Origin of the sequence: Maritalea sp., from assembly GCF_047634455.1 — a bacterium.
Taxonomy (GTDB): Bacteria; Pseudomonadota; Alphaproteobacteria; order Rhizobiales; family Devosiaceae; genus Maritalea.
On sequence record NZ_JBLIAI010000073.1, the window covers coordinates 1 to 11,474 of the forward strand.

Sequence of the window (11,474 nt, forward strand, 5' to 3'; positions counted from 1 at the left end):
TTCTTCAGCAGCTTGCCGCAGTCCGCTGCAATTCCGCGACCAGTACCAACAGAACCGGTAAAGCTGATGGCGTTGACTTTGTTTGAACCCACAAGTTGTGGACCAACTTTTGAACCGCGGCCAAACACGAGGTTGAACACGCCCTCTGGCAAGCCAGAACGCGAAATAATCTCAGCCAAGGCATGGGCGCAGCCAGGCACCAATTCAGCGGGTTTCAAAACAACTGCATTGCCGAATGCTAGTGCCGGTGCAATTTTCCACGCAGGAATAGCAATTGGGAAATTCCACGGCGTGATGAGGCCAACAACACCAACTGGCGAACGGGTAACATCAACTTCAACACCGGGGCGCACGGATGCCAAGCGATCTCCGCGCTGGCGAATTGTTTCGCCGGCGAAAAATTTGAAAATTTGACCCGCACGTGCTGCTTCGCCAATACCTTCAGGCAAAGTCTTGCCTTCTTCACGCGACAATAGTTCACCAAGTTCCGCTTTGCGCGCCAAAATTTCATTGGCGATAAAGTCCAAAACATCAAAGCGTTGCTGCGGAGTTGAGGCCGCCCATTTGGCTGACGCCGTATGTGCGGCGTCAATGGCACGATCCATGTCAGCGGCTTCTGAAACAGCCGCATGGCCAAGAATGTCAGATGTATCTGAGGGGTTAATGTTAGGCGTCGACGCGGAAGTTTCCTCCCACGCGCCACCAATAAAGCTCTTATATTCCATTTATTTGCTCCAGTTTCCGGGCATTTTGATTCCGAGTGTTCAACCTATGCAGCAAGCGCCAATATGTCAGGTTGTTGGCTCCAGCTTTGATACCATGTTTGGAACAAATCGAACTGCTGTTTTGCGTAATTGCGTTGGCTGTCAGTGAGCGCATCTGTTTCATTGAAATGCAATTCATATTCAGCATCGCCCTGCAATACCATCATATATTTGTAGTAAAGCACCAAGTCTGCACCCTCATCAAATGAAGACAGAACTTGAAACGCTGTATCAAGCTCAAGCGCCCGAACACGTGCAACAGCGTCACCTTGTGCGGCCTTTTCGCAAAGCGCAACAAGGTGCAATGCGACTTTTGGTAACGCATTTCCAATGCCTGTGATTGAACCACCAGCGCCGCAGTTTACGTAGCCATGGAACACTTGGGTATCAACACCGATCATTAAGTTGACACTATCGTCTTGGCTGGTGATGAATTCTGCTGCGTAACGCAAATCATCAGCGCCGCCAAACTCTTTGAAACCGATTAAGTTTTTGTGCTCTTTGCGCAAATCAAAAAACAAGTCCGCCCGGGTGGCAAAGCCATAATAGGGGCTGTTGTAAATCACGGCTGGCAAATCGGGGGCTGCATTCAAAATCGCTGCAAAGTGGTGACGTTGTGCCGCCATCGAGCTGCCACGGGACAAAACGCGCGGGATAACCATCAATCCATGTGCGCCAACTTTTTGCGCGTGCGCTGCGTGTTCGGTAGCAATCTTTGAGTTTACTGCGCCAGTGCCAACAATCGTTGGAATGCCAGCGGCCACGAGGCGAGCAACGCCTTCCATGCGGTCAGCGTCAGTTAGCAAAGGCCAGTCGCCCATTGAGCCGCAATAAACAACGGCGGACATGCCCGCATCAATGAGTTCTTTGCCTTTGCGCACCAGCGCATCAAAATCAACAGAGCGGTCTGCTTTACACGGGGTCATCAGCGCTGGAATGCAGCCAGAAAAAATATTCGCGTCCATCGAAACTTCCTTTAAAGATCAGTGGTAGATGCGCGCACCAAATTGCTCGCCCATCCGAATTTGAGATTGAATTGTTAACTAACTTAGCGAACGTTGGCCAAGAATTTTGCCGTGTGTTCGCTTTTTGGGTTTGAGAAGATCTGCTTTGGCGGCCCGATCTCTTCCATAATGCCTTGGTGGAAATAGGCCACACGATCGCTCACATCACGGGCAAAGCCCATTTCGTGGGTAACGCAGATCATGGTCATGCCCTCTTCTGCCAGTAGGCGCATGGTGTCGAGCACCTCGCCCACCAATTCCGGATCAAGCGCCGACGTTGCTTCATCAAATAGCATGTAAGATGGCTCCATCGCCAACGCGCGGGCAATCGCCAAACGCTGTTGTTGACCGCCGGACAAAGCTGATGGGTAGCTGTCGATTTTATCGCTCAACCCCACATGTTCAAGCTGCGCCCGGGCGATCTCTTTTGCTTCGGCCTTTGATTTGCCTTTGACGATCTTTGGCGCAAGCGCGACGTTTTCGAGCGCCGTGAGGTGCGGGAACGAATTGAACTGTTGGAACACCATGCCCATTTTGGTGCGTAACTTGTTCAGGTTGGTGCCTTTGGCGTGCACCGACACGCCATCAACCAAAATATCGCCACCTTGGATCGTTTCCAGCCCATTGATGCAATAGAGCAGCGTAGACTTGCCAGAGCCTGACGCGCCAATGATGGACAGCACTTCGCCATTCTCAACGTTCAAATCGATGCCTTTAAGCACATGCAGATCACCGAAATATTTATGAAGACCTTTGATCTCGATCATGACTGCCACTTCCTTTCAAGATGCGCTGCATAGCGGGATATTGGGAATGAAAGCGCGAAATAGAACGCGCCTGCAACCGCCAGCACAAGCAAGGGTTGTTGGGTGCGCGTGATCAGATCGCGCGCGACTTTTAAGAGTTCTGGATGGCCAAGCACCGACACAAGTGCGCTGTCTTTCAATACGCCAAGCGCCACGCCTACCCATGATGGGAAAACCGCTCGCAAGCCGATTGGCCACACCACATGTTGCATGGTTTGAAAATAGCTTAGGCCAAGTGATCGGCCAGCCCGGCGCATGGGCGGCCCCACAGCTTCAATACCGCCGCGTGCCACATTGGCCACAAGGGCAGATGTATAAACTGCAAGGATGATCACACCAGCCCAAAATGGATTAACGGCCAAACCAAGCACGTTGAACAGGTTGTAAAACAACACCAGTTGGATGATCAAAGGTACAGATCGGAACGCATCAAGCACTAAGCCCAGCGTAATCGCACCTACAATTTTGCTTTCGGACAATATCCAGCCAAAGAAAATGCCGAGCAAAGTCCCCGTCGAAATCGACAGTGCCGAAATGACCAGCGTTTGCCATGCGGCTTGGGACAAATACCAAAGATCTTTTGGACCAAAGCCGGAGAAGAATGAAATCGGTTCGTTCATTACCTTATCCTTCCCTAGTACCGGAACATGCGCCAGGCGATAAGCCTAGCGAAGCCGAGAATGAATTTGACCATCACGTAATAGATGAGTGCGGCCACTGCGAAATATTCAAAAATCCGGAACGTTTCAAACGCTAAGGCTTGGGTTTCGCCGGCCAACTCGCGGAAGCCAACAATCATCGCCAAAGAACTCATCAAAACCGCCCAAACCAATTGGTTGGTCATGGGGTGATAGATAATCCGAAAAACTTGCGGGATAATGATCCGCGTGTAGCTTTGCCATGATGACATGCCCAGTGATCGCGCGGCGCGCAGTTGCGTGTCCGGCACGGCTTGAAAACCACCACGGAAGTTTTCTGCCAAGTAACCAGCATTATTGAATGCGAGACCCGTCAGGACGATCAGATATGGCGTTAGATTGATCCCAAACGCACCTAGTCCGAATGAGAAGAAGAACAGCTGAAAAAGGGCTGGCGTGTTGCGGGCAGTTTCCACCCATATTGTTGCGATCCAAGCCAAAGGCTTTGGCCCGTTCATGCGCAGCAGCGAGAGAATGAGACCCAGCACAATGCCAATAACCATAGAGAGCACAGAGATCTGCAACGTCACCAGACTTGCTTCAAGCAGGTCGGGTAGTTTGCGCAACACTGGACGCCAATGGAACGTATAATCAAAGTTCATGAGCGCTTCCCCTTTCCTTTTGGGTCGAAAGAGCTGCCCGCAGCCAGAGCCGCGAGCAACCGATTTTTAAAGTCAAAGGATTAGTACATAACGCCCGGGATACGCAGTTCAGGTGCTGTATCGCCAACATATTTCAACCATAGCTCGTCATAACGGCCCGAACGCACCTGATGGGTGATGAACAGATTGATATAGTTAAGCCAAGTCACGTCTTTGCGCGGACCAGCAACCGATGTGTAATCTGTTGTCCAAGGCATACGTGGGCCAGGAACTATCGAATCATACTGATCCGTAATTGGTTTAACGGCTGTGTTGGTGGTGATACCTGCGTCCGCTTTACCTTGTGCAACCGCCAAGAAAACTTCGTTTTCACTTTGGTAACCTTGGTACAGGTTGCTCTCGCCCCATTGCTCAGCAATTTTCATCCACTCTTGCTCTGGCACAGTGCCAACAGCTGCGGCAATCCGTTTGCCTTTCATGTCTTCAAAAGACTTGATGCCACTATCTTTACCGACAACTGCTTGCGCAAAATAGATTGCGTAAGGAATAGAAAAGCCAACAGTTTTGGCGCGCGCCAGTGAATCTGACGTACCACCAAATACGATGTCTGCACGGTTTGTCACGATTGCAGGCAAACGTTCAGCCCAAGTTACAGGAATGATTTCTGCGTCAACTTCAAGTGCCGCTGCCATATCGTTACAATATTCAACGTCAAAGCCCGCTGGCTCATTGTTCGCATCGCGATAGCCGATTGGTGGAAAGTCCAACACAACCGCACAACGCAACACGCCGTTATTGATCACATCGTCAAGCTTGTCTGCAAAAGCCGCAGGTGTCGCTAGTGTGGCAAGTACAGCCGCTGTTGCGGCCAATTTTATAAAATTCATTTTCTTCCTCCCGGATCATTGAGGCGCATAATAACCAACTCTCCTTTGATGGGCCGGCAGTCCCACAATCAAAAAACCAAGCCAATAGTGGGTTTTTGATTGATCAGGCGCCTTACCCAGCAAAGGAACAGCCAAAGCCATTTCACCCTTTACATTTTCACCTATAACACAGGATTGGATACAATCTACAATATTCTTTATATTTTATGTCATTCTTTTGGATAAGGCGGGAGCTAAAGCTGGTCGCGAAAACACATACCCCGCAATGAAAAGGCTCTAACCTTTGATTTTACGTAAGTTTTAGAACGATGAAGCTTTATGCCTCTTTGAGCACTTGCTCGAGCATATCAAAGACAACTCGAATTTTCTTCGATGTATGTAATTCTTGATGGGTGACCAACCAAACCGGAAAATCGATTGACGGCACATGCGGCCAGAGGCGAACGAGTCCCGGCTCCGATTTTGCAATCACGTCAGCGGTCACGCTTACGCCTAAACCAGCCCGCAGCATTTCATGGGCAACCAGCGCACTTGTGCAGGGCAATGTGAATTGATCTAGCCTTAGGTTCAGTCCGAGACCTTTACAAACTTCGATAAATTGAACGGGATCACTGGGCCCAATAATTTCAATATTCTCGTGATCTTTTGAACCGGGGCGAAAGCCAATCTGGTCCAGATATGACTGATGGGCATAAAAACTTGCCGTCCAATTACCCACGAGCTTGGCCACCAAGCTCCCCTGCGTTGGTCGCACATGCCGAATTGCGATGTCCGCATCACGATGCTTTAAGTCTTGAACCTGGTCAGAAGAAAATATCCGCAGTGTTAAACCAGGCGCCGACTTTTTCAATCGTTTGATGACCTCCGTTACAAAATTCACGCACAGTGTATCGACGGCGGTAATAGACACCTCGCCGGATACTTCATTGTTGAAAGTTTGTGCCACCATGGAAATGCGACTGGCGGCACTGCCCATTTCGCGTACATGTTCGAACAATTGTTGTCCTGCCACAGTCATGGTCAGTCCGCGGGTACTGCGTTCAAACAACAATAAGTTCAATGAACTCTCTAGCCCGGCAATTTGCCGAGTGATGGTCGGCTGGGTCGTGGAAAGGACGCGCGCTGCACCACTGAAGCTGCCTTCTTCGGCCGTCGCCAAAAAAGCGCGTACTTGGTTCCAATCAAAGTTCACTTCCTGCCAGTTCATGCATTTACGTATACCAAACCCACAAAATTAGGCAATTTCTATTTTGTTAGCGCATAGGTATTTAGATTTGAACAGCAATTGAGCTGAAGGATCTAATATGACAAATGAAAAAGTACGCCAAGTTCTGTCCACTTTATGGATATTCTTCATGCTCAACTTGGTGTTTCGCGACATTCACGAGATCGGAACAGCCGCTTTCTTGAACGAGGCTTTGGCAGGCAAAATCAACGGTGCGGTGATCACAGAAGAATTGATGTTGATCGGTTTTGTATTGATAGAAATCCCATTGGCAATGATCATCGGTTCGCTTTTCCTTTCTGATCAGATTTGCAGATGGGTCACAATTGTCGCCGCAGTGCTTACAGGCGCAATTCTAGCCCTTGGATTACCTGGCGATTTAGACGACCGTGCATTTGCAATTGTAGAACTCATCACCCTTGGCTTCATCTGCTGGCTCGCATGGCGACTGCCCTCAACGGTAAAATCTGGCGCTCAATAAAACACCGTTATGGGTTGACGTTTGCAGAATTCACAACCCGCACTACATCTATGTGCACTAGGCAACTAAAAAGGTACAAACATGAGCAGCAAAACTGCACAATTTTGGGATAAGCAAGCAATGGGATATGCGGCTAAACCCGTAAAGGATCAAGAATCCTATGAGCAGATGCTGCAAACAGTGACGTCCCGCCTGAAACCAACTGACAATGTGTTGGAAATTGGGTGCGGCACGGGCAGCACAGCGGTGCGCATGGCGCAACATGTTGCACGCTGGACGGGGGCCGACATATCAGGCGAGATGATCATTATCGCCAAATCCAAAGACGCGCCTGAAAGTGCGACATTTATGGTCGCAGATGCAGATGCAAAATTTAAGGCCGCGCCATTTGATGTGGTTTGTGCATTTCATATTCTGCATCTGGTGCCTGACCCTGCTGAAACTTTGCGCAGTCTTTTCAAACAGCTAAAGCCCGGTGGTTTGTTCATATCCAAAACTGTGTGCCCGGGTGAAATGGGCATCATGCCGCGGCTCATCATTCCAGTTATGAACCTGTTTGGAGTAGCCCCGCCAAATCTCCACCTACTCACCGTTGGCAAACTGAGGGCCATGATTGTTGCAGCAGGATTTGATGTCATTGAAGAACGTTTCTTTGGCGATGGAAAGTCCAGCCCCTACTTTGTTGCGCGTCGTCCAACTTAGTCCCAAAAAAGTGCTCAAAAAAATCTAGGGTTGGCGAAATTGCAGTCTTGCGGATATGTTGTGCCAACCAAAAGTGATTTGAATTGAGCGATGTTATGAAGTTGAGCACCGTGAATGTACGCGCCGCAGCGTCGGCAACTGACCTGATATTCGAAGCCTTGCGGGAAGCAATTTTTGCTGGCGAATTGAAGGCCGGGGAGCATTTACGCCAGGATGCATTGGCGGAAATGTTCAACACATCGCGCATTCCGGTGCGTGAAGCGCTATCGCGCTTAGAGCAGCAGGGATTAGTGAAAACCGAAAGGTTTCGCGGCACAACTGTTTCTGCACTTTCGATTGAAGAAGTCGAAGAGATTTCGGAATTCCGCGCACTCATTGAGAGCGAAGTCATAAAATTTGCTGTCCCCAACATGGATGAAAGCACTTTTGCGAAAGCCCGACAATATTGCGACGACTTTGCAACTGAAGAGGACCCGGCCAATTGGGGCGAGTTAAACCAAAAGTTTCACTACGCGCTATATGAATGCGCAAATCGCCCTTATCACTTGGTCGTAGTGAAGAATACTTTCGACCGCGTTGAAAGCTATCTGCGCACGCTTTTGGTGTTAACCGACGGCATGGGATATGCGATTGAGCAACATCTGGCCATTCTTGCTGCCTGCGAAAAGGGCGATGCCGAGCTCGCCGCTCAGTTGACAAAAGACCATATTCTGGTGGCCAGCAGACGGCTTATCAATCTATTGAAAGAACAAGAGGCAAAATAAAAGACGAGGATTGCTCCCCGCCTTTCAATTCATTCAAACCAATATGACTTAAGCGACTTGGCTTTTTGCGAATGGCTTGTTGTCGCGGATCCATGTCAGCACATATTCTGGCGCTGAAAGCTCATATGGATCGCTCTCGATATCGTCCTGGAAGCCTGCTTCTTCGAACCAGCCAACAATTTCGCCATCTTCAACAACAGTTGCATAGCGCCATGAGCGATAGCCAAAACCAAGATTGTCTTTTTTGACCAGCATGCCCATTTTGCGGGTGAACTCACCTGAACCATCAGGAATCAAGCCGACATTTTGAACGCCTTGCGACTCACCCCATTTGTTCATCACAAATGCGTCGTTCACTGACAGACAATAGATCGCATCGATGCCTTCTTCTTTGAATTCGCCAAATAGTTTCTCAAAATTTGGCAATTGGTAGGTCGAGCAAGTTGGGGTGAAGGCACCTGGAAGTGAAAACAGTACAACACGTTTGCCAGCAAAATAGTCGGCGGTTGTTTTATCTTCCCAGCGAAAGGGGTTTGAACCGCCAATAGATTCGTCGCGCACACGGGTTTTAAACACGACATTTGGGACTTTTCTGCCTACAGTGGCCATCATCATACCTCTTGATAAATCTGTTAGTTTTTCGAGGCTTCTGGCACAAACTTGAATCATCACTACAGGAAAAAATCTGCATGTTGCGTGTGAGATAATGTTTGCTGTGAGAAGCGTACGAATTCTGAAGCTTTTTGCTTGGCTGCTTACGTATAATATCCAAGCCATCTGGACAACCGCAATGTTGTAAAAAACCACTTGAATACGGCATCAAAACCCAGTTATCGCGGCCTTGGATAGACAGAGAATGAAAAAACCTGACTAAATGGTCAGAAAAGATTTGACCTTTTGGTAAAAATATCAAATGATATGCTGAAGGAATTTATTGCCGCTTTGTTTTGGCTGATTGGTTTGAGGAGATCAATTCGCAACTGCACAAATGCAACGGCTAATCTGGGGAGGACTATTGATGAGCGAAACAGATTTCGCGACACGGGACATCCGTACGGGTCGCCTTGACCAAATTGACTACGATTCAAATTTTGAGGATTTGCACGCGCCCCTCACCCGCCATGAGGCGATGGTGGAAGCGGAACGCTGCTATTTCTGCTACGATGCGCCCTGCATGACGGCGTGTCCGACCAGCATCGACATTCCCCTCTTTATCCGGGAAATTGCGGCGGACAACCCGTCTGGCTCAGCAAAAACTATTCTGAACCAAAACATTCTGGGTGGAATGTGCGCTCGGGTTTGCCCTACTGAAACACTATGTGAAGAAGTTTGCGTACGTGAAGAAGCTGAAGGCAAACCGGTAAAAATTGGTCAATTGCAGCGTTACGCGACTGATCATTTGATGGTGACGGCCAAAGAGCATCCGTTTAAACGTGCTGCAACCACCGGAAAACGTGTTGCGGTTGTTGGTGCAGGCCCTGCCGGGCTTTCCTGTGCACACCGATTGTCGATGCATGGACATGATGTCACGATTTTTGAGGCCCGCGCCAAATCTGGCGGCCTCAACGAACATGGCATTGCCGCATACAAAACCACTCATGACTTTGCCCAGTTGGAAGTTGAATTCGTCCTGTCTATTGGCGGTATAAATGTTCAGCATGGCAAAGCATTGGGGCGCGACATTTCCGTTGGCCAATTGCGTGACGATTACGATGCTGTCTTTATTGGCGTTGGCTTAGGCAACACTAACAATCTTGGCCTTGAAGGCGAGGATAATGATGGATGCCTTGATGCGGTCGACTATATCGAAAAACTTCGTCAAACCGACGATTTGAGCTCCCTGCCTGTCGGGCGTGATGTGGTGGTGATCGGTGGCGGCATGACCGCCATCGACATCGCCATTCAAACCAAAATGCTCGGCGCCGAAAACGTCACCATCGCTTATCGACGTGGCCAAGAGGGTATGAATGCCAGCCTGTATGAACAGGAGCTGGCACAGACCCACGGCGTTATTATCCGCCATTGGTTGCAACCAAAAGCTTTGATCTCGAACGAGCAAAATCAAATCACGGGCATTGAGCTTGAATATACTTCGCAGGCAGATGGCAAACTGTCTGGCACCGGCGAAACCATAAAACTTGAAGCTGATCAGGTATTTAAAGCCATCGGCCAAAAGTTTGATTCAAGTATCTTGAGTGACGCTGGCATTGAATTAGAAGCACGCCGGATCCAAATCGCTAAAGACGGCAAAACCTCATTGAACAAAGTATGGGCCGGGGGCGACTGTGTTGCCGGCGGTGAAGATTTAACCGTTGAATCAGTGGAAGACGGCAAGCTTGCCGCCGAGAGCATCCACGCATTTTTGACCCGCTAACCGGACAGGAGAATTAAAATGGCTGATCTATCGACCAACTTTTTGGGCATCAAATCGCCAAACCCTTTTTGGTTGGCATCTGCTCCCCCTACTGACAAAGCTTACAATGTCGAGCGCGCGTTTGAAGCGGGCTGGGGCGGCGTTGTATGGAAGACCTTGGGCGAAGAAGGCCCACCCGTTGTCAACGTAAACGGCCCACGCTATGGCGCAATCTTTGGCCCTGATCGTCGTCTGATGGGGCTCAACAATATTGAGCTGATCACGGACCGCTCTTTGGAGGTCAATCTCCAGGAAATGACCGAGGTCAAAAAGCGCTGGCCAGACCGCGTGATCATCGCTTCGATCATGGTGCCGTGCGAAGAGGAAGCATGGAAAGCCATTCTTCCCCGCGTTGAAGCAACGGGCGTGGACGGGATCGAACTCAACTTTGGTTGCCCACATGGCATGAGCGAGCGGGGCATGGGCGCCGCTGTTGGCCAAGTGCCAGAATATATCCAGATGGTCACCGAATGGTGCAAAAAGTACTATTCAAAGCCCGTCATCGTAAAACTGACACCGAACATCACTGATGTGCGTCACCCTGCCCGTGCGGCAAAAGCTGGTGGAGCGGATGCTGTGAGTTTGATCAATACAATCAACTCAATCGTTTCGGTGGATTTGGACAATTTCGCACCGGTCCCGACCATTGACGGCAAAGGGTCGCACGGCGGGTATTGTGGCCCGGCGGTTAAACCAATCGCGTTGAACATGGTGGCGGAAATCGCCCGTGACCCGGCAACGGCTGGTTTGCCGATTTCTGGTATTGGCGGCATCAATACATGGCGCGATGCAGCTGAATTCATCTCTTTGGGTTGTGGCAATGTGCAGGTTTGTACCGCTGCGATGACTTATGGCTTTAAAATCGTTCAAGAAATGATTTCCGGCCTGTCCGAATGGATGGACGAAAAAGGCTATGAGAGCATTGACGATTTTATGGGACTTGCGACGCCAAATGTCACCGACTGGAAACACCTCAATCTGAGCTATGTGACCAAGGCAAAAATTGACCAAGATCTGTGCATCAGCTGTGGTCGTTGTCATATTGCGTGCGAAGACACATCGCACCAAGCTATTACGAACATGGTCGATGGGTTGCGCAAGTTTGAGGTGATCGATGAAGAATGCGTT

13 protein-coding genes are annotated in these 11,474 nt (G+C 49.5%); 5 read left to right on the plus strand and 8 right to left on the minus strand.

Going from position 1 to position 11,474, the window contains the following annotated elements; all coding sequences use genetic code 11:
- The 7 genes from ACJAZW_RS13715 to ACJAZW_RS13745 form a co-directional block, all read right to left on the minus strand.
- Window positions 1-725, minus strand: a 725-nt coding sequence (locus ACJAZW_RS13715; RefSeq protein WP_415159056.1) for an aldehyde dehydrogenase family protein, incomplete at its 3' end; no start/stop codon positions are given.
- A gap of 44 nt (window positions 726-769) precedes the next feature.
- Window positions 770-1,729, minus strand: coding sequence for a dihydrodipicolinate synthase family protein (locus ACJAZW_RS13720; RefSeq protein ID WP_415159058.1), 960 nt, complete (start codon window positions 1,727-1,729; stop codon window positions 770-772).
- A gap of 83 nt (window positions 1,730-1,812) precedes the next feature.
- Window positions 1,813-2,535 carry an amino acid ABC transporter ATP-binding protein gene (locus ACJAZW_RS13725; RefSeq protein ID WP_415159060.1) on the minus strand — a complete coding sequence of 241 codons (723 nt, stop codon included), beginning with the start codon at window positions 2,533-2,535 and terminating at the stop codon, window positions 1,813-1,815.
- Window positions 2,532-3,194 carry an amino acid ABC transporter permease gene (locus ACJAZW_RS13730; RefSeq protein WP_415159062.1) on the minus strand — a complete coding sequence of 221 codons (663 nt, stop codon included), beginning with the start codon at window positions 3,192-3,194 and terminating at the stop codon, window positions 2,532-2,534. Before ACJAZW_RS13730 ends, ACJAZW_RS13725 begins: the two co-directional genes overlap by 4 nt.
- 14 nt (window positions 3,195-3,208) lie before the next feature.
- Window positions 3,209-3,874 carry an amino acid ABC transporter permease gene (locus ACJAZW_RS13735; RefSeq protein ID WP_415159064.1) on the minus strand — a complete coding sequence of 222 codons (666 nt, stop codon included), beginning with the start codon at window positions 3,872-3,874 and terminating at the stop codon, window positions 3,209-3,211.
- Window positions 3,875-3,954: 80 nt separating this feature from the next.
- Window positions 3,955-4,761, minus strand: coding sequence for a transporter substrate-binding domain-containing protein (locus ACJAZW_RS13740; RefSeq protein ID WP_415159066.1), 807 nt, complete (start codon window positions 4,759-4,761; stop codon window positions 3,955-3,957).
- 316 nt (window positions 4,762-5,077) lie between these two features.
- Complete coding sequence (locus ACJAZW_RS13745; RefSeq protein WP_415159068.1) at window positions 5,078-5,968, minus strand: LysR family transcriptional regulator; 891 nt, start codon at window positions 5,966-5,968, stop codon at window positions 5,078-5,080.
- A gap of 97 nt (window positions 5,969-6,065) precedes the next feature.
- On the opposite strand from ACJAZW_RS13745, the gene ACJAZW_RS13750 reads away from it, so the two are divergent.
- From ACJAZW_RS13750 to ACJAZW_RS13760, 3 genes are all read left to right on the plus strand, one after another.
- The gene (locus ACJAZW_RS13750; RefSeq protein ID WP_415159070.1) at window positions 6,066-6,467 is read left to right on the plus strand and encodes a DUF6326 family protein; all 402 of its coding nucleotides are present in this window, start codon (window positions 6,066-6,068) and stop codon (window positions 6,465-6,467) included.
- A gap of 81 nt (window positions 6,468-6,548) precedes the next feature.
- The gene (locus tag ACJAZW_RS13755) at window positions 6,549-7,169 is read left to right on the plus strand and encodes a class I SAM-dependent methyltransferase (protein WP_415159072.1); all 621 of its coding nucleotides are present in this window, start codon (window positions 6,549-6,551) and stop codon (window positions 7,167-7,169) included.
- A gap of 95 nt (window positions 7,170-7,264) precedes the next feature.
- Entirely contained in the window at window positions 7,265-7,933 is a 669-nt protein-coding gene (locus tag ACJAZW_RS13760; protein WP_415159074.1) for a GntR family transcriptional regulator, read from the plus strand.
- Window positions 7,934-7,981: 48 nt separating this feature from the next.
- Here ACJAZW_RS13760 and ACJAZW_RS13765 read toward each other — a convergent pair whose 3' ends face one another.
- Window positions 7,982-8,542, minus strand: coding sequence for a peroxiredoxin (locus ACJAZW_RS13765; protein ID WP_415159080.1), 561 nt, complete (start codon window positions 8,540-8,542; stop codon window positions 7,982-7,984).
- A 409-nt stretch (window positions 8,543-8,951) separates the two neighbouring features.
- On the opposite strand from ACJAZW_RS13765, the gene ACJAZW_RS13770 reads away from it, so the two are divergent.
- Window positions 8,952-10,307 carry an NAD(P)-dependent oxidoreductase gene (locus ACJAZW_RS13770; RefSeq protein WP_415159076.1) on the plus strand — a complete coding sequence of 452 codons (1,356 nt, stop codon included), beginning with the start codon at window positions 8,952-8,954 and terminating at the stop codon, window positions 10,305-10,307.
- 18 nt (window positions 10,308-10,325) lie between these two features.
- Window positions 10,326-11,474 (plus strand): NAD-dependent dihydropyrimidine dehydrogenase subunit PreA (gene preA / locus ACJAZW_RS13775; RefSeq protein WP_415159078.1); only part of this gene is annotated, 1,149 nt, incomplete at its 3' end.